General features: G+C 60.2%; 20 protein-coding genes and 1 pseudogene. 17 read left to right on the top strand and 4 right to left on the bottom strand.

All coding sequences use genetic code 11. The annotated features are described in order from the left end of the window. Nucleotides 1–4: 4 nt before the first annotated feature. Genes V8P77_RS27460 through dnaQ form a run of 4 tightly spaced genes read left to right on the top strand, consistent with a single transcriptional unit; the run spans nucleotide 5 to nucleotide 2,780 of the window. A complete protein-coding gene (locus tag V8P77_RS27460; RefSeq protein WP_335915210.1) occupies nucleotides 5–604 on the top strand; it encodes a Maf-like protein in 600 nt (199 codons plus the stop codon). Beyond that, the gene (locus V8P77_RS27455; protein WP_335915208.1) at nucleotides 597–1,454 is read left to right on the top strand and encodes a shikimate dehydrogenase; all 858 of its coding nucleotides are present in this window, start codon (nucleotides 597–599) and stop codon (nucleotides 1,452–1,454) included. Before V8P77_RS27460 ends, V8P77_RS27455 begins: the two co-directional genes overlap by 8 nt. Beyond that, a complete protein-coding gene (gene coaE, locus V8P77_RS27450) occupies nucleotides 1,454–2,065 on the top strand; it encodes a dephospho-CoA kinase (RefSeq protein WP_335915207.1) in 612 nt (203 codons plus the stop codon). Before V8P77_RS27455 ends, coaE begins: the two co-directional genes overlap by 1 nt. Further along, nucleotides 2,058–2,780: a DNA polymerase III subunit epsilon gene (gene dnaQ / locus V8P77_RS27445; RefSeq protein ID WP_335915206.1), complete on the top strand. Its 723-nt coding sequence runs from the start codon at nucleotides 2,058–2,060 to the stop codon at nucleotides 2,778–2,780. The genes coaE and dnaQ overlap by 8 nt, the downstream gene beginning before the upstream one ends. A 66-nt stretch (nucleotides 2,781–2,846) precedes the next feature. Here dnaQ and secB read toward each other — a convergent pair whose 3' ends face one another. Together secB and V8P77_RS27435 are read right to left on the bottom strand one after the other, a co-directional pair. Then, nucleotides 2,847–3,329, bottom strand: a complete 483-nt coding sequence (gene secB / locus V8P77_RS27440) for a protein-export chaperone SecB (protein WP_003544086.1) — start codon at nucleotides 3,327–3,329, stop codon at nucleotides 2,847–2,849. Between the two features lie 101 nt (nucleotides 3,330–3,430). After that, nucleotides 3,431–3,937 (bottom strand): FxsA family protein, encoded by a 507-nt coding sequence (locus V8P77_RS27435; protein ID WP_335915298.1) that lies wholly within the window; start codon nucleotides 3,935–3,937, stop codon nucleotides 3,431–3,433. Nucleotides 3,938–4,068: 131 nt separating this feature from the next. Between V8P77_RS27435 and V8P77_RS27430 the strand changes: the two genes are divergently transcribed. The 5 genes from V8P77_RS27430 (at nucleotide 4,069) to gyrB (ending at nucleotide 9,395) form a co-directional block, all read left to right on the top strand. Continuing rightward, nucleotides 4,069–4,773: a Tim44/TimA family putative adaptor protein gene (locus V8P77_RS27430; RefSeq protein ID WP_003544090.1), complete on the top strand. Its 705-nt coding sequence runs from the start codon at nucleotides 4,069–4,071 to the stop codon at nucleotides 4,771–4,773. Continuing rightward, nucleotides 4,766–5,884, top strand: coding sequence for a murein transglycosylase A (mltA, locus tag V8P77_RS27425; RefSeq protein ID WP_335915205.1), 1,119 nt, complete (start codon nucleotides 4,766–4,768; stop codon nucleotides 5,882–5,884). Before V8P77_RS27430 ends, mltA begins: the two co-directional genes overlap by 8 nt. Further along, nucleotides 5,884–6,450 carry a Smr/MutS family protein gene (locus tag V8P77_RS27420; protein ID WP_335915204.1) on the top strand — a complete coding sequence of 189 codons (567 nt, stop codon included), beginning with the start codon at nucleotides 5,884–5,886 and terminating at the stop codon, nucleotides 6,448–6,450. Before mltA ends, V8P77_RS27420 begins: the two co-directional genes overlap by 1 nt. Then, on the top strand, nucleotides 6,447–6,824 hold the full coding sequence (locus tag V8P77_RS27415; RefSeq protein ID WP_020052227.1) for a helix-turn-helix domain-containing protein: 378 nt from the start codon (nucleotides 6,447–6,449) through the stop codon (nucleotides 6,822–6,824). The genes V8P77_RS27420 and V8P77_RS27415 overlap by 4 nt, the downstream gene beginning before the upstream one ends. Before the next feature lie 135 nt (nucleotides 6,825–6,959). Beyond that, entirely contained in the window at nucleotides 6,960–9,395 is a 2,436-nt protein-coding gene (gene gyrB / locus V8P77_RS27410; RefSeq protein ID WP_335915202.1) for a DNA topoisomerase (ATP-hydrolyzing) subunit B, read from the top strand. A gap of 69 nt (nucleotides 9,396–9,464) precedes the next feature. On the opposite strand, the gene V8P77_RS27405 is transcribed toward gyrB, so the two are convergent. Further along, on the bottom strand, nucleotides 9,465–10,064 hold the full coding sequence (locus V8P77_RS27405) for a nitroreductase family protein (RefSeq protein ID WP_335915201.1): 600 nt from the start codon (nucleotides 10,062–10,064) through the stop codon (nucleotides 9,465–9,467). Nucleotides 10,065–10,108: 44 nt separating this feature from the next. Beyond that, nucleotides 10,109–10,393 (bottom strand): DUF2218 domain-containing protein, encoded by a 285-nt coding sequence (locus V8P77_RS27400; RefSeq protein WP_335915200.1) that lies wholly within the window; start codon nucleotides 10,391–10,393, stop codon nucleotides 10,109–10,111. 103 nt (nucleotides 10,394–10,496) lie between these two features. Here V8P77_RS27400 and V8P77_RS27395 point away from each other — a divergent pair. From V8P77_RS27395 to trpA, 8 genes and pseudogenes are all read left to right on the top strand, one after another. Then, nucleotides 10,497–10,649: pseudogene (locus V8P77_RS27395) on the top strand (glutathione S-transferase family protein); the annotation flags it as partial. A gap of 140 nt (nucleotides 10,650–10,789) precedes the next feature. After that, the gene (locus V8P77_RS27390; RefSeq protein ID WP_129422166.1) at nucleotides 10,790–11,632 is read left to right on the top strand and encodes a fumarylacetoacetate hydrolase family protein; all 843 of its coding nucleotides are present in this window, start codon (nucleotides 10,790–10,792) and stop codon (nucleotides 11,630–11,632) included. A 205-nt stretch (nucleotides 11,633–11,837) separates the two neighbouring features. Next, nucleotides 11,838–13,115: a polyhydroxyalkanoate depolymerase gene (locus V8P77_RS27385; protein ID WP_335915198.1), complete on the top strand. Its 1,278-nt coding sequence runs from the start codon at nucleotides 11,838–11,840 to the stop codon at nucleotides 13,113–13,115. 145 nt (nucleotides 13,116–13,260) lie between these two features. Continuing rightward, nucleotides 13,261–13,695, top strand: a complete 435-nt coding sequence (locus V8P77_RS27380; protein ID WP_017962639.1) for a DUF2852 domain-containing protein — start codon at nucleotides 13,261–13,263, stop codon at nucleotides 13,693–13,695. Between the two features lie 107 nt (nucleotides 13,696–13,802). Continuing rightward, nucleotides 13,803–14,561: a M48 family metallopeptidase gene (locus V8P77_RS27375; RefSeq protein WP_335915196.1), complete on the top strand. Its 759-nt coding sequence runs from the start codon at nucleotides 13,803–13,805 to the stop codon at nucleotides 14,559–14,561. A gap of 178 nt (nucleotides 14,562–14,739) precedes the next feature. Beyond that, nucleotides 14,740–15,408 carry a phosphoribosylanthranilate isomerase gene (locus V8P77_RS27370; protein WP_335915195.1) on the top strand — a complete coding sequence of 223 codons (669 nt, stop codon included), beginning with the start codon at nucleotides 14,740–14,742 and terminating at the stop codon, nucleotides 15,406–15,408. 2 nt (nucleotides 15,409–15,410) lie between these two features. Then, nucleotides 15,411–16,631, top strand: a complete 1,221-nt coding sequence (trpB, locus tag V8P77_RS27365) for a tryptophan synthase subunit beta (protein ID WP_003544114.1) — start codon at nucleotides 15,411–15,413, stop codon at nucleotides 16,629–16,631. A 3-nt stretch (nucleotides 16,632–16,634) separates the two neighbouring features. Further along, nucleotides 16,635–17,474 carry a tryptophan synthase subunit alpha gene (trpA, locus tag V8P77_RS27360; RefSeq protein WP_029874599.1) on the top strand — a complete coding sequence of 280 codons (840 nt, stop codon included), beginning with the start codon at nucleotides 16,635–16,637 and terminating at the stop codon, nucleotides 17,472–17,474. Nucleotides 17,475–17,571 lie beyond the last annotated feature (97 nt).

The raw sequence follows: 17,571 nt of genomic DNA, 5'->3' as shown, positions 1-17,571 counted from the left end.
ACCCATGACGCCGAAACTCATCCTTGCATCGTCGAGCCCCTTTCGCCGGATGCTGATGGAAAATGCCGGTCTGCCCTTCGAGGCGCATGCCGCAAGGATCGATGAACGGGCCGTCGAAGCGCCGTTGGAAAGAGCTGGCGCAAAGCCTGATGCCGTGGCCATCGTCCTGGCCAGGGCCAAGGCCGAGGAAGTCAGCCGCCGTTTTCCGGATAGCTTGGTCATCGGTTCGGATCAGACGATGTCGCTTGGTGACAGCGTCTTCCATAAGCCGAAGGACCTGGCCGACGCGGCTAGCCATCTTCAGGCTCTTTCCGGCGTAACCCACCGATTGAACAGCGCCGTCGCGATCGTCAGCGATGGCGTGGTCTTGTGGGAACATCTCGCCCTTGCCGAACTGACGATGCGGCCGCTAACGGTGGAGTTCATCGACAGGCATCTGGCCCGGGTTGGCGAAAGGGCGCTTTCCAGTGTCGGCGCCTATCAATTGGAGGGGGAGGGCATCCAGCTCTTCGAAAAGATCGAGGGTGATTATTTCACCATTCTCGGCCTGCCGATGCTGCCGCTCTTAAAAAAATTGCGAGAACTCGGAGCGATCGATGGGTGATTCACGTGAAACATTGGGGCCGAAAGCATTTGTCACCGGCTTTCCCATCAAGCATTCGCGTTCGCCATTGATCCACGGATATTGGTTGAAGACTCTCGGCCTGCCGGGCAGCTACCGCGCCCATGAAGTGGCGCCCGAGGCCTTTGCCGATTTCATTCACTCGCTGAAAGATGGCAGTTCCGGCTTTACCGGAGGCAATGTCACCATTCCCCACAAGGAATTGGCGTTCCAGCTCTCAGACAAGCCGGACGCGCTCTCGCGCGAACTCGGCGCCGCGAACACACTCTGGCTGGAGGATGGCGCCCTGCATGCGACGAATACTGACGGTCGTGGCTTCATCGCCAATCTCGACGAACGCCATCCGGGCTGGGACCGGCATGGCACGGCCGTCGTCTTTGGCGCCGGCGGCGCCAGCCGGGCGATCATACAGGCGGTCCGTGATCGGGGTTTCAAGGAGATCCACGTCGTCAACCGCACCGTCGAACGTGCGCGTGAGCTCGCGGATCGTTTTGGCCCGCGTGTTCGGGCCCACCCGGCCGGAGCGCTTGCCGAAGTCATGAAAGGCGCGGGCCTCTTCATCAATACCACCTCGCTCGGCATGGACGGCGAGCCGGCGCCGCAACTCGATTTCTCGCCTCTTGCAGCCGATGCCGTCGTCACCGATATCGTCTATGTGCCCTTGAAGACGCCGATCCTGACCCAGGCGGAGAAGCAAGGATTTCCCATCGTCGATGGTCTCGGCATGCTCTTGCACCAGGCCGTGCCCGGATTCGAGAAATGGTTCGGCCAGCGTCCGATCGTCGACGCGGCGCTGCGCGCGCTCATCATTGCGGATATGGAAGCACACTGATGCTGAAGATCGGCCTCACCGGCTCCATCGGAATGGGAAAATCGACAGCGGCAAAGCTCTTCGCCGACGCAGGAATCCCGGTGAATGATTCGGATGCCGTGGTCCACGATCTCTATGCCGGCGAGGCTGCACCCCTGGTGAATGCCGCTTTCCCCGGCACGATGAAGGATGGAGCAGTCGACCGGCGTGAACTCGGCCGCCAGCTCGCTCTTGATCCGGACGGCTTCAAACGCCTGGAAGCGATCGTCCATCCGCTGGTTCGCAAACGCGAGACGGAATTTCTGAAGCGACAACGCGCCGCCGGCGCCGACATGGTATTGCTCGATATTCCATTACTTTTCGAAACCGGCGCCGTGGCAAGAGTGGACGTCGTCGTCGTCGTCAGCACTGATCCACAGATTCAGCGCCAAAGGGTGCTTGCGCGCGAAGGCATGACCGAGGAAAAATTCGACATGATTCTCTCACGCCAGACGCCGGACACGGAAAAACGGCGCCGGGCCGATTATCTGATCGACACCAGTCACAGTATCGCGGCGACGAGGGAACGGGTGTTCGAGATCGTCGCCGACCTGAAAACGCGGATTGCCAAGGGAGATTTCCGGAATGCGTGAGATCATCTTCGATACGGAAACAACCGGCCTCGACAACCGCGCCGACCGCATCATCGAAATCGGCGGCATCGAGCTCTTCAATCATTTCCCCACGGGCAACACGATCCATATCTTCATCAATCCTGGAGATCAGAAGGTTCATCCGGATGCGCTCGCCGTGCATGGCATCACCGATGAATTCCTGAAGGACAAGCAGCCTTTCGCAGACGTTGCCGAAGAAATCCTTGCCTTCTTCGGCGATGGGAAGTGGATTGCCCATAACGCCACCTTCGATATGGGCTTCATCAACGCGGAATTCGCGCGAATCGGTTTGCCGCCAATCCTGCCGGAACGGGTGCTCGACACGCTGTCGATGGCGCGGCGCAAACATCCGATGGGGCCGAATTCGCTCGATGCGCTTTGCCGGCGCTACGGCATCGATAATTCGCACCGCACCAAACACGGCGCGCTGCTCGACTCCGAACTGCTTGCCGAAGTCTATATCGAGATGATCGGCGGCAGACAGGCGGCCCTCGGCCTCGGCATGGTCGGCAAATCCAACCAGGCAGCGCGCGGTGAGACGGGGATGGAAGACGACGTGGTGATTGCCGCCGTGCTCGAGCGGTCCCGGCCGCTTTCCCCGCGCCTCAGCCAAACCGAGGAGCAGGCGCATGAGGCGCTCGTCGCCAAGCTCGGTGAAAAAAGCGTCTGGGCGAAATACGCCAACCTCGATTAAACCAGTCCTCAATTGAAAATGCCCGGGACCAGCCCGGGCATCCGCATTTCAACAAGAAAGACCTGGTCAGTTCGGAACGGCCTGAACCTTGGCGCGGGCCTGTTCTTCGGCAACGCGCTGAGCGAACATCTGCGTGAAGTCGATCGGGTCGATCATCAGCGGCGGGAAACCGCCGTTGCGGGTGACGTCGGCGATGATCTGACGGGCGAAGGGGAAAAGCATGCGCGGGCACTCGATGAAGAGAACCGGCAGCATGTGTTCCTGCGGGAAACCGGCAACGCGGAAAACGCCGCCATAGGTGAGTTCGGCATGGAAAACCGTCTTGTCGCCGTCCTTGGCTTCGGCATTCAGCGACAGCACGACATCGAAATCCGTATCGGAAAGCGGGTTGGCGTTGACGTTCACATTGATGTTGATCGTCGGCGCCTTGTCGCGGGCCTGCAGCGAACGCGGCGCACCTGGATTTTCGAAGGACAGATCCTTGGTATATTGCGCAAGGATCGAAAGGGTGGGGTTGGCCGCACCGTTGCTGTTGTTATCGTCTGCCATTGGCTTTTCCTCGAGGGGCATGGGAATGGTGCCGCCATCTAACATTTCAGGGAAGGGCTTACAACCCTGGGCGCTTGGCCCGGTTGATCAGCCGCAGCGCCTCAATCGCCAAGATGCTTGCCGGACCACGGCGAGTTGCGATCCGGCTCTCTATGATAGTCCTCCTCGTCGAGATCGACCACCTTCGAGTTCGGCTTGCGGTCGCGGAAATCGGGTTGCGGACCGGAGGAAGAGCCGCCCTTGGCATTGACGACGACGAAGCGTTTGGCGATCGCCCGCCAGACGAGATCGCGCACCGGCGGAATGAGAATGAGGATCGCGATGATATCCGTGAGGAAGCCGGGAATGATCAGAAGCAGCGAGGCGATGACGTTCATCGCCGGCCGCAGCAGGTCGCGGCCCGGCATCACCCCATTTCGTCCTTCGCTCGACATGCGGCGCAAAATACCGATGCCCTGCCGGCGCAGCAGAACCACGCCGAGAGCGAAACCCAGCATGACGAGAACAAGTGTCAGCCACAATCCGATAGCCTGGCCGACGACGACGAAACCGGCAATTTCGGCGAACGGCAGCAGCAGAATGAAGGCTGGCAGCATCGAAAAACGCATGTCGGTCATGTCCCGGGCTCGCCGGTCTCCTCTTGGCGCCGGCGAAGATGCCAGCCATCATTTGAATCATCTGTATAGGCAGACTATATGGGAGTACAAATCAGAGATGTTAACGGCGGCTGCGATACGATATGAGTTCGAACGACTTCATCACATTATTTTTCCTGGTGGCGGCTGTGCTGATTTTCTTTCAGCTCCGCTCCGTGCTCGGGCGCCGTACAGGAAATGAGAAGCCGCCGCGCGATCTCTATACGCCGCGGGATGCGGCTCCGGCCGAAGCCGCCGATGCCGGCAAGGTCGTGACGCTGCCGCGGCGCGATGCGACGACGGAGGATGAGGATCGCTTCGCCGCCATCGATGCTTTCGCGGCGCCCGGAACGCCGCTCAACGAATCGCTGCGTGCGCTGAACAAGGCCGATCCCGCCTTCAGCCCGAAGGAGTTTCTGAACGGCGCCCGTATGGCTTACGAGATGATCGTCATGGCCTATGCGGATGGCGACCGGAAAACGCTGAAGAACTTGCTTTCTCGCGAAGTCTATGACGGGTTCGATGCGGCGATCGGCGAGCGCGAAGCCCGGGGCGAGAAGGTGAAGTCCACTTTCGTCGGCATCGACAAGGCTGAGATCACCCATGCGGAGACCAAGGGCAGCGAAGCACAGATCACCGTGCGCATTGCCAGCCAGCTGATATCAGCGACCTACGACAAGGCCGACGTTCTGATCGAGGGCGACGCTGAAAACGTCGCCGAGGTCAACGACGTCTGGACCTTTGCTCGGGACACCCGCTCGCGCGATCCGAACTGGAAACTTGTGGCGACCGAATCGGAACATGAGTGACCACGCATCGGACTTCGTCCTGCAGGCCATAAGCTTCGACACTCTGGAAGGCTGGAGGGATGATGATCCCTCCAGCCTTTTTGAAGTCATGCGAAGCTGCCGGCGGCAGATCACCGATGTCAAACCGTACCGCACCGGATCGCTGGGCCTGAGCTCGGAAGACCTGCTTCCGCTTCTCGCCGCCGCCGAAGATTTCACTCCGTCATCTCCGGCATCGGCGCGCGCTTTTTTCGAGACGCACTGTCGGCCCTTCCTGATTCGCCGCAAGGACGGCAATTCGGGCTTCGTCACCGCCTTCTACGAGCCCGATATCGACGTGTCGGAGCGGCCGGACGAAATTTTCCGTTTTCCTTTCTACCGGCATCCGGACGATCTCATCGATCTCGACGACGCCAATCGCCCCGCCGAACTCGACAAGGCCTATGCTTTCGGCCGTCTGCATGGGGGACACGTCACTACCTATCCGGACCGCCGCGCCATCGATCAAGGATTTCTCGAGGGCCGCGGCCTCGAAATCGCCTGGGCGAAGTCGAAGGTCGATGTCTTCTTCGTGCATGTGCAAGGGGCTGCCCGCCTGCGTTATGAGGATGGTCGCATCGGCCGCATCACCTATGCCGCGAAGGCCGGCCATGTTTTCTCGGCGATCGGCAAGCTGCTCATCGAGCACGGCGAGATCGATCGGGCGGAGATTTCGATGCAGGCGATCCGTGCCTGGCTGGCGCACAATCCCGAGCGCGTCGACGAAGTGTTATGGCATAACCGCTCTTATATTTTCTTTCGTGAAGCGCCGGTTGCCGATCCGCAAGCAGGTCCGATCGCGGCCGCCAAGGTTCCGCTTCTCGCCGGGCGCGCGCTTGCGGTCGACCGGATGATCCATACCTTCGGCTTTCCCTTTTTCATTCGCGCCGAAAGCCTCACCCATCTCGACCAGGGCCGGCCGTTCCGCAGGCTGATGCTGGCGCTCGATACCGGTTCGGCGATCGTCGGGCCGGCGCGGGGTGATATCTTCACCGGCTCGGGGGACATGGCCGGGGAAAGTGCCGGCACCGTCCGCAACGACGCCGATTTCGCCATCCTCATTCCCAATGCCGCCGCCGGAAGATTCGATTGATGGCCAGGGATCGCAAGCTGAGTGCGGATGAGAGGATCCTCTGGGGCAAGGTTGCCCGCAGCACGCGGCCGATGCCCGGCAAGGCGGGGGCGTTGACCGAACTCGATGCCTTTCTTGCCGAAGCCGAGGCGGCGGCCGAACGGGAACAGGAAAAGCAGACGCCCGCCACACCCACGCCGCCGCCGCCGGCAGCACCGTCAACGGCGAAACCATCGGCCGGGGTGCATCATCCGCTGGAAAAGCCGGTCAAGCGGAAGATCGCCAAGGGCCGGCTGGCGCTCGAAGCGCGGATCGACCTGCACGGGCTGGTGCAGAGCCAGGCCCATGCCATCCTTCTCGATTTCCTGATCCGCGCCCATGAGCGCGGCATGCGCCATGTGCTGGTCATTACGGGCAAGGGCAGCTCCATGGGCAGCGACGGCGCGCTGAAGCGGGCTGTGCCTCTCTGGTTCTCGAAGCCGGAATTCCGCTACCTGATCTCCTCCTATGAACCGGCCGCACAGCATCATGGCGGTGAGGGCGCGCTCTACATTCGCCTGTCGCGGCGGCATGGGGAAAGGCCATGACACCCTTCGGAGAGGCGGTTCGCAGGTTGCGGGCGCGCAAGGGCGTCTCGCAGAAGGAGATGGCGGAGGCGCTGAATGTCTCCCCCGCCTATCTCTCCGCGCTCGAACATGGAAAGCGTGGTTTGCCGACATTCGATCTGCTGCAGCGCATCGCCGGTTATTTCAACATCATCTGGGATGAGGCCGAGGAACTGTTCCTGCTCGCCCGCTCTTCGGACCCGCGCGTCGTGATCGACACCTCCGGCCTGCCCCCCGAATATACCGATTTTGCCAACCGGCTGGCCCGGCGGATTCGCAGCCTTGACAGTGCGGAGATAGGCCGGCTATCGGCTCTTCTCGAAAATGACGGCAAAGGCGACGGAAAAGCGTCATAATCCCCTGTTTTATGCCTTGTTTTAGGGGCTTGCCATTGGGAAGTCGGTTCAAAAAAACTATATACAAGAGTGAAGAAAGCCGGTGATTCGCAAGGCGCGCCGCAGCTTTACGACAACAGGGAAAATCTCGACAGAATGAACGATACATCCGCGACGGAAAACGGCGTAAGCACCGAATATGGCGCAGATTCCATCAAGGTTCTGAAGGGCCTCGATGCCGTGCGCAAACGCCCCGGCATGTATATCGGCGATACCGACGACGGTTCCGGCCTTCATCACATGGTCTATGAAGTCGTCGACAACGCGATCGACGAAGCGCTTGCCGGCCATGCCGACATCGTCACCGTCACTCTCAATCCGGACGGTTCGGTGACCGTCACCGACAATGGTCGTGGCATCCCGACGGACATCCACACCGGCGAAGGCGTGTCGGCGGCCGAAGTCATCATGACGCAGCTCCATGCCGGCGGTAAGTTCGACCAGAATTCCTACAAGGTTTCCGGCGGCCTGCACGGCGTCGGCGTCTCCGTCGTCAACGCGCTGTCCGTCTGGCTGAAGCTGAAGATCCGGCGTCACGACAAGATCCATGAAATGAGCTTCACCCATGGCGTGGCCGATGCTCCGCTGAAGGTTACGGGCGACGCGCCGAATGAGACCGGCACGGAAGTGAGCTTCATGCCGAGCACCGACACCTTCACCATGACGGAGTTCGACTACGGCACGCTGGAACATCGTCTTCGCGAACTCGCCTTCCTGAATTCAGGCGTTCGCATCCTGCTGACCGACAAGCGCCACTCCGATATCAAGCAGGAAGAACTGCGTTATGACGGTGGCCTCGAGGCTTTCGTCGCTTATCTGGATCGCGCCAAGAAGTCGCTCGTCGACAAGCCGGTTGCCATCCGCGGCGAAAAGGACGGCATCACCGTCGAGGTCGCAATGTGGTGGAACGACAGCTATCATGAGAATGTGCTCTGCTTCACCAACAACATTCCCCAGCGCGACGGCGGCACGCATATGGCCGGCTTCCGCGCGGCGCTGACGCGCCAGGTCGTTTCCTATGCCGACAGTTCCGGCATCACCAAACGGGAAAAGGTGACGCTGCAGGGCGAAGATTGCCGCGAAGGTCTGACGGCGGTCCTGTCGGTCAAGGTGCCGGATCCGAAATTCTCCTCGCAGACCAAGGATAAGCTCGTTTCCTCGGAAGTCCGTCCTGTTGTTGAAAGTCTCGTCAACGAGGCGCTGAACACCTGGTTCGAAGAACATCCGAGCGAAGCCAAAATCCTGGTCGGCAAGGTCGTCGAGGCCGCCGCCGCACGCGAAGCCGCCCGCAAGGCCCGCGAGTTGACCCGCCGCAAGGGCGCACTCGATATCGCTTCGCTGCCGGGCAAGCTCGCCGACTGCTCCGAGCGTGATCCGACAAAATCCGAAGTCTTCCTCGTCGAGGGCGATTCTGCCGGCGGTTCGGCCAAGCAGGGCCGCTCGCGCGAGAACCAGGCGATCCTGCCGCTGCGCGGCAAGATCCTGAACGTCGAACGCGCCCGTTTCGACAAGATGCTGTCGAGCCAGGAAATCGGCACATTGATCACCGCGCTCGGTACCGGCATCGGCAAGGACGAGTTCAATGTCGAAAAGCTGCGCTATCACAAGATCATCATCATGACGGACGCTGACGTCGACGGCGCCCATATCCGCACCCTGCTGCTGACCTTCTTCTTCCGCCAGATGCCGCAACTGATCGAGCGCGGTCATCTCTATATCGCCCAGCCGCCGCTCTATAAGGTCTCGCGCGGCAAGTCGGTGCAATATCTGAAGGATGAGAAGGCGCTCGAAGAATATCTCATCAGCCAGGGCCTGGAAGATGCTTCGCTGAGGCTCGGTAGCGGCGAAGTTCGCGCCGGCCAGGATCTGCGCGAGGTCATCCTCGATGCGCTGCGCATGCGCGCGCTGCTCGACAATCTCCATTCGCGCTACAATCGTTCCGCCGTCGAACAAGCGGCGATTGCCGGCGCCCTCAACGCCGAGCTCGCCAGCGATCCGGGGAGAGCGTTGGCGCTGGCAAACGAAGTGGCTGGGCGCCTCGACATCATCGCCGAGGAAACCGAGCGCGGCTGGCGGGGCGATCTGACAACCGATGGCGGCCTGCGCCTCGAGCGCATGGTCCGCGGCGTCAGGGAACTCGTCGTGCTCGACATGGCGCTGATCGGTTCTTCGGATGCCCGTCATATCGACCAGCTGACGGCACGCCTCAAGGAAATCTATCAGACGCCGCCGTCGCTGCATCGCCGCGAAGGCGACGTCGAAATCTCCGGCCCGCGCGCCCTGCTCGACGCGATCTTCGCAAGCGGCCGCAAGGGCCTGACAATGCAGCGCTACAAGGGTCTTGGTGAGATGAACGCCGAGCAGCTCTGGGAAACGACGCTCGATCCGAACGTGCGTTCGCTGCTGCAGGTCAGGGTCAACGACGCCACCGACGCCGACGGCCTGTTTGCCCGCCTGATGGGTGACGAAGTCGAGCCGCGGCGCGAATTCATCCAGGACAATGCGCTGAGCGTTGCAAACCTCGATATCTGATCGATATCTCTTCAATAAAAAGCCCCGCAGTCGCAGGATGGCGGGGCTTTCGCTTGTTCTGATATTTGCTCAGTTCACGACGAAACGGCCGTTAAAGGCGAGTTCGGAAAGCGACTTTCGCTGGCTCGGGAATTCGCGCGCCCGATAGCGCTCGGAAAGGACGCTCTTGTCGGCCAGATGACCGACGGCAACGCCGGCTTCGACACGGTAACCCTCCGGAATAGCGAACGCCGTCCTGATCTCCTCATGCTTGATGCCGCCCATGCCATGGGCATAAAAACCGGAGAGGCGCGCCTGCAGCGCCAAGTATCCCCATGCCGCACCGGCATCGAAGGAATGGGTGTAGCTCGGCTTTTCCTCAGCTGAGCCGGCGGCCCCGGTGAAGGCGCGCGACACGACGAAGATCAGCACTGATGCATGCCTGGCCCACTCCTGGTTGGAATCGTTGAGCAACGCGACGAATTTCTCCCAATGCTCCGATCCCTTGAGGCCATAGATGAAGCGCCAGGGCTGCTGGTTGGAAGAGGACGGCGCCCAATGCGCGGCGTCGAGCAGACTGAGCAGCTGCTTTTCCTCAATGATTTCGCCGGTGAAGGCGCGCGGCGACCAGCGGTCGAGAAACATCGAATCGATCGGATATTCCGACTCGCGGCTATTGCTCTTCGTCATGCTTGTTCCATGGTTTGGGGGAGAAAATTTGGATCGGGCTCGGCTTAATTCGTCCAGACGATGTCGAGTTCTTCGCGAAAGGCGAAGCGCTTCAGATGATCGTCGATGACCTGCTGCATCCTTTCCTGCTGCGAGGGATCGGCGACGGAAAGTGTCATGGTCAGCGCCGCATCGTCAGCCGCAAACGTCACCTCGGCCGTATCGCTGAACGGCACCCGGCCCTTCAGAGGATCAAAATCGACGCTGAACTTGTGGCTCCAGTGTTTGCAGAGCTGCTGGAGGTAGCGGCTTGCATGTTCGGTCCGTACGACGGCCTTCGAGAGATGCATTTCGAACTCCACGTCATCTTGTATGAGCAGTCATATTTCCTGCTTCATTGGCTTGGCAAGCGCAGCATCGTCGCAGTTTGGGTGTACAGACTGTCCATGACTACTGCGCGGCTTCTGCCGCCGTATGCTGATTGGCCGGGCATCGGTGAAACGGTGAATCTCGATCACATCAAGTGCGGCTACGACGATCGAGAGCCTCAATCCGACGAAAATCGTTCCCGTCGGTCCTGATCTGGCGGAAATTATTAGAGCATGAGGCCGAAGATACGGGCGGTTTCGGCACAAAATCATCTGAATCCCAGGAAGCCGTACCGCTTCCCGGCAAAGCCGTAATGACACCGATGAATAATTCGTTCATAGGTGGCTGCAAACCCGTTTTCGATGAGGAGGAATTCCATGAAGCTGATGCGTGTTGGCGAAGCAGGCAGTGAAAAACCAGCGCTTCTCGATGCCGATGGCAAAATTCGCGATCTCTCCGGTCATGTCGCCGATATCGGTGGCGAAGCGATCGGACCGGCAGGCCTTGCAAAGATTGCGGCGATCGATCCGAAGAGCCTCCCGGAAATCGCACCCGGTCGCATCGGCGCCTGCGTCGCGGGCACTGGCAAATTCATCTGCATCGGCTTGAACTATTCGGATCATGCTGCCGAAACCGGTGCGACCGTGCCGCCCGAGCCGATCATCTTCATGAAAGCAACGTCCGCGATCGTCGGGCCGAACGACGATGTCATCATTCCTCGCGGTTCGGAAAAGACCGATTGGGAAGTCGAGCTCGGCGTCGTCATCGGCAAAACCGCCAAATATGTAACGGAAGCCGAAGCGCTGGATTATGTCGCCGGCTATTGCGTCTCCAATGACGTTTCCGAGCGCGCTTTCCAGACCGAGCGGTCCGGTCAGTGGACCAAGGGCAAGTCCTGCGACACCTTTGGTCCGATCGGCCCCTGGCTCGTGACCAAGGATGAAATTCCGCAACCGCAGAACCTCGGCATGTGGCTGACGGTCAACGGTCAGAAAATGCAGAATGGTTCATCGAAGACGATGGTTTACGGGGTTGCCTTCCTCGTCTCCTACCTCAGCCAGTTCATGTCGCTGCATCCCGGTGACGTGATCTCGACCGGCACGCCTCCGGGCGTCGGCATGGGCCTCAAGCCGCCGCGTTATCTCAAGGCCGGCGACGTGGTCGAGCTCGGCATCGAAGGTCTCGGCACGCAGAAGCAGACCTTCGTAGCGGATCGTTAACGACGCTTCCTTTTGAGAAACTTAAGTTTTCAGGTCGATTATCATGCCGGAGATCAATTCTGCGGCATTTCTTGTGTGGGTCTGGTACGCCCATGTTGCTGTGCAACAAAAAACTGTTAGTCTGCGCGACGTGCCCGCGTTACGAAAAGAGTCGATGCCTCTCAATCGGTATCATCTTTTCGACAGAGAAAGGTGGCGCCTTCCAATGTTTTATCAGCTTTATGAATTGAACCATGCCGCCATGGCGCCGTTTCGCGCCGCGGCCGATATCATGCGATTTGCCTATGCCAATCCGCTGAACCCGTTCTCCCACACGCCGTTCGGCCGGACGATGGCGGCAAGCCTCGAAATGTTCGAACGCACGACGCGCCGCTACGGGAAACCGGAATTCGGACTGAAGCAGACGACGATCGGTGACCAGACGGTTTCCGTCCGCGAAGAGGTCGTCTGGTCGCGACCCTTCTGCAATCTCCTGCATTTCGCCCGCAATGTCCCAGCCGTCAGCCGCAATGACCCGCGCATTCTGATCGTCGCGCCGATGTCCGGCCACTATGCCACGCTGCTGCGCGGCACGGTCGAGGCGCTGCTGCCGAGCGCCGATATCTACATTACCGACTGGATCGACGCCCGCATGGTGCCGATGACGGAAGGCACCTTCGATTTCGACGATTACGTCGACTACGTCATCGAGATGCTGCATTTCCTCGGTCACGACACGCATGTCATTGCCGTCTGTCAGCCTTCCGTCCCGGTGCTGGCTGCCGCTGCCGTGATGGAAGAAGCCAGGGATCCGCTTTCGCCGGCGTCGATGACGCTGATGGGCGGTCCGATCGACACACGCATCAACCCGACGGCGGTCAACAAGCTCGCCCAGGAGCGGTCGCTGCAGTGGTTCTCCGACAATGTCATCATGAACGTGCCCTGGCCGCAGCCGGGCTTTATGCGTCCGGTCTATCCAGGATTCCTGCAGCTTTCGGGCTTCATGTCGATGAATCTTGATCGCCACCTCGTCGCGCACAAGGAATTCTTCATGCATCTCGTGAAGAACGACGGCGAGCCGGAAAGACATCGCGATTTCTACGACGAATATCTCGCCGTCATGGATCTGACCGCCGAATTCTATCTGCAGACGGTGGAGGAGGTCTTCATCAAGCATTCGCTGCCGAAGGGCGAACTGTTGCATCGCGGCAAACGCGTCGATCCGACGGCAATTCGCAACGTGGCGCTGCTGACCGTCGAAGGTGAGAATGATGATATCTCAGGGGTCGGCCAGACAAAGGCGGCCCAGACCATCTGCGTGAACATTCCCGAAGATATGCGCATGCATTACCTTCAGCCGGATGTCGGCCATTATGGTGTTTTCAACGGCTCGCGTTTCCGCCGCGAGATCGCGCCGCGCATCATCGATTTCGTCCGCCAGCATTCTCGTTCCGCCGTAAAGCCTCCGCTCCCGCGTGTCATCAAGGGCGGCCGGGCAGGCTGAATCAGGGATAGCTGAATTAGTAAAACGGATTCAAGGCCTTGTCCGATTTCGCGGGCAATCGTCTTGAAGGCGGTTATTGCGGTAACCACATCGATTTCAGCGTTCGGTATTCTGCCGGGCGCGGAAAGTGAGGGATACCCGCACGATGAACCAGTCAGCATTGCTTCGACCGGATTGGACTCCGGCTACCATTGCCCTGATGATTCTCGGCTTCATGGTTTTCTGGCCTCTGGGTCTTGCCATGCTTGCCTACATCATCTTCGGCGACCGTCTGCGCGGCTTCAAGCGTGACGTCAACCAGGCGACCGATGGCTTCTTTGCCTCCTGCCGCCGCCCGCATGGCCGTCACCGCCCGCATTTTTCGACCGGCAACGTCGCCTTTGACGACTGGCGCAAGGCCGAACTCGACCGGATGGAGGAAGAGCGCCGCAAGCTTGACGAAATGCGCGAGGAATTCGACTCCTATCTGCGCGAACTCCGCCGCGCCAAGGATCAGGAAGAGTTCGACCGCTTCATGCGCGACCGCAGGAACGCCAAGCGCGATGACAACGGCCCGGTGGCTGAATATCAGACGCCGTAAACGCCTGAACGATGAATTGATGACCGGCATCTCGCGATGCCGGTTTTTCCATGTCTGCCCTTCCGGCGATCATTTAGATTTGCCGGCGAATCGTATAGAAAACACGCATGTTCTCGCTTCTGAAAACAAGGTCGAAGGCGCGAAAGCCGGCTCCGCCCGAAATGCGGACGCTCGATGTCGCCGGCCGGCTCATGCCGCTGACGATCAAGCAGCATGACCGGGCGACACGCATCACGCTGCGCATCGAGCCGGGTGGCCGCGCCTTGAAGATGACGGTGCCGAAAGGCCTTGCCACGCGCGAGGTCAATGCCTTCCTCGATCGTCACCAGGGTTGGCTGCTCACCAAGCTTGCCAAGTTTTCGACCGATACCGGCCTGCGTGACGGCGGCGAAATCCTCCTTCGCGGCGTTTCCCATCGCATCCAGCATAGCGGCAGCTTGCGCGGGCTGACGGAGGCGGTTTCCATAGACGGCATCCCGGTGCTGCGTGTCAGCGGCATGCCGGAACATGTTGGACGGCGCATTGCGGCCTTTCTCAAGAAGGAGGCGCGCGCCGATCTCGCAAGACTGGCGACGATGCATGCCGCAATGATCCGGGCGCCGATCCGTTCGATCTCGATGAAGGATACCCGTAGCCGCTGGGGCTCCTGTTCGTCTGAAGGAAATCTGAGCTTTTCCTGGCGTATCGTCATGGCGCCGCCATCGGTGATCGATTATCTCGCAGCCCATGAGGTCGCCCATCTCAAGGAAATGAACCATGGCCCGCACTTCTGGGCCCTCTGCCGTAAGCTTTGCCCCGGTATGGAGGAGGCGAAGTCCTGGCTCAAGCGGCATGGCAGCCAGTTGCATGCCATCGATTTCGACTAGCGCATAACCCCGAAAAGCGGCGTCGATTTTTCGGAAAGCTTTATGCGCAGATTTAAAGTGCCAGAGCGTCCTTTGCGCGTCCTTTGGAAGCGCGGCGCTCTAGCCGAGAGCCGCGCTAAATTCAGCGTCCGTCGCAAATTGGCTCGACTCTTTCCGCATTTCGTGTCACTTCGCTGCCATGAGACCGGATATCAAGATCTGTGGCTTGAAGACGCCCGACGCTGTCGATCGCGCGCTGAAGCGCGGCGCGACCCATATCGGTTTTATCTTCTTCGAAAAGAGCCCGCGCTATATCGAGCCGGACCTGGCGGCAGAACTCGCCGAACCTGCGCGCGGCAGGGCGAAGATCGTCGCTGTCGTCGTCGATCCGACCAATGACGAACTCGACGAGATCGTCTCGCTGTTGAAGCCGGATATGCTCCAGCTTCACGGCAACGAGAGCCCCGAACATGTGCTGACCATAAAGGCGGTCTATGGTCTGCCTGTGATGAAGGTCTTTTCGATGCACTCGGCAGACGACCTGAAGCGCGTCGAGGCCTATATCGGCATCGCCGACCGTTTCCTCTTCGACGCCAAAGCGCCGAAGGGTTCGGAACTGCCCGGCGGCAATGGTATTTCTTTCGACTGGAGCCTTCTCAGTTGGCTTGACGGCAGCGTCGACTACATGCTTTCCGGCGGGCTGAACAAGGACAATGTCGCAGAAGCGCTTTTCATCACCAAGGCGCCGGGCATCGACGTCTCGTCGGGTGTCGAAACTGCGCCTGGCGTGAAGAGCGTCGCAAAGATCGATGAATTTTTCGATGCGGTCGAAAAGGCGAATACGCCTGTCATGGCCTCAGGGAGTTAAGAGTGAACGAGACGCCTAAACCAAATTCCTTCCGTTCCGGCCCCGATGAGGATGGTCGTTTTGGCATTTATGGCGGTCGTTTCGTGGCCGAAACATTGATGCCGCTGATCCTCGACCTCCAGGACGAGTGGAACAGAGCAAAGAACGATCCGGCATTCCAAGCCGAATTGAAACATCTCGGCGCGCATTATATCGGCCGTCCGAGCCCGCTCTATTTCGCCGAGCGGCTGACGGCCGAACTCGGCGGTGCCAAGATCTATTTCAAGCGTGAGGAGCTGAACCATACCGGCTCGCACAAGATCAACAACTGCATCGGCCAGATCCTGCTCGCCAAGCGCATGGGCAAGACCCGCATCATCGCCGAAACCGGTGCCGGTCAGCACGGGGTCGCTTCCGCAACCGTTGCCGCCCGCTTCGGCCTGCCCTGCGTCGTTTATATGGGCGCCACCGACGTCGAGCGTCAGGCGCCGAACGTGTTCCGCATGAAGCTGCTCGGCGCGGAAGTCAAACCGGTCACGGCAGGCAGCGGCACGCTGAAGGACGCCATGAACGAGGCACTTCGCGACTGGGTCACCAATGTCGAGGATACCTATTACCTAATCGGAACGGCAGCCGGTCCGCATCCCTATCCCGAGATGGTCCGCGATTTCCAGTCGGTGATCGGCATCGAAGCGAAAGAGCAGATGCTGGCAGCCGAAGGCCGTCTTCCTGATCTCGTCATCGCTGCCGTCGGCGGTGGCTCGAACGCCATCGGTATTTTCCATCCTTTCCTGGATGATCCCTCTGTCAAGATCGTCGGCGTCGAAGCCGGCGGCAAGGGTCTGCAGGGCGACGAACATTGCGCCTCGATCACCGCCGGTTCGCCGGGCGTGCTGCACGGCAACCGCACCTACCTTCTGCAGGATGGTGACGGCCAGATCAAGGAAGGCCATTCGATTTCGGCCGGTCTCGATTATCCCGGCATCGGCCCCGAACATTCCTGGCTGAACGATACTGGCCGCGTCGACTATGTGCCGATCATGGATCACGAAGCGCTCGAGGCTTTCCAGACCTTGACCCGCCTCGAAGGCATCATCCCGGCGCTCGAGCCCTCGCATGCGATTGCCGAGGTGATCAAACGCGCGCCGACGATGGGCAAGGACGAGATCATCCTGATGAACCTCTCCGGCCGCGGCGACAAGGATATCTTCACCGTCGGCAAGATTCTGGGAATGGGACTGTAAGACATGACCGCACGCATGGACAAACGCTTTGCCGAGCTGAAGGCCGAGGGCCGTCCGGCGCTTGTGACCTATTTCATGGGCGGCGATCCTGATTACGACACCTCGCTCGGCATCATGAAGGCGCTGCCGGAGGCGGGCTCCGACATCATCGAGCTCGGCATGCCCTTTTCCGATCCGATGGCCGACGGCCCGGCGATCCAGCTGGCCGGTCAACGGGCGCTGAAAGGCGGCCAGACGCTGAAGAAGACGCTGCAGCTGGCGGCCGATTTCCGCAAGACCAATGATGCGACGCCGATCGTGATGATGGGTTACTACAACCCGATCTATATTTACGGCGTCGAGAAATTCCTCGACGACGCGCTCGCCGCCGGCATCGACGGCCTGATCGTCGTCGACCTGCCGCCCGAGATGGATGACGAGCTCTGCATTCCGGCGATCCGCAAAGGCATCAATTTCATCCGCCTGGCGACGCCGACGACCGATGAGAAGCGCCTGCCGAAGGTCCTGAAGAACACCTCCGGCTTCGTCTACTACGTCTCGATGAACGGCATCACCGGTTCGGCGCTGCCCGATCCGTCGCTGGTTTCGGGCGCGGTCGAGCGCATCAAGCAGCACACCAAGCTGCCCGTCTGCGTCGGCTTCGGCGTCAAGACGGCGGAACATGCAAAGGTCATCGGCGGTTCGGCCGACGGCGTCGTCGTCGGCACCGCGATCGTCAATCAGGTCGCAACCAGCTTGACGCATGACGGAAAGGCAACGGCGGACACCGTTCAGGCGGTTGCCACGCTGGTGCGCGGCCTTTCCACGGGAACACGTTCGGCGCGCCTTGTTGCTGCCGAATAGTTTGCCCACATTGGCAATAAGGCATGTCGCGCAAAAGTGTGCTGCGGTTTGCGGCAACGACATGCGGGAAACCAGGACCTAAAGCGTGGCAGCGCAT

It is taken from the genome of Rhizobium aouanii (assembly GCF_037002925.1).
Taxonomy (GTDB): Bacteria; Pseudomonadota; Alphaproteobacteria; order Rhizobiales; family Rhizobiaceae; genus Rhizobium; species Rhizobium aouanii.
Note: the sequence above shows the minus strand (reverse complement) of the source record. Positions and strands in the feature narration are given on the sequence as shown.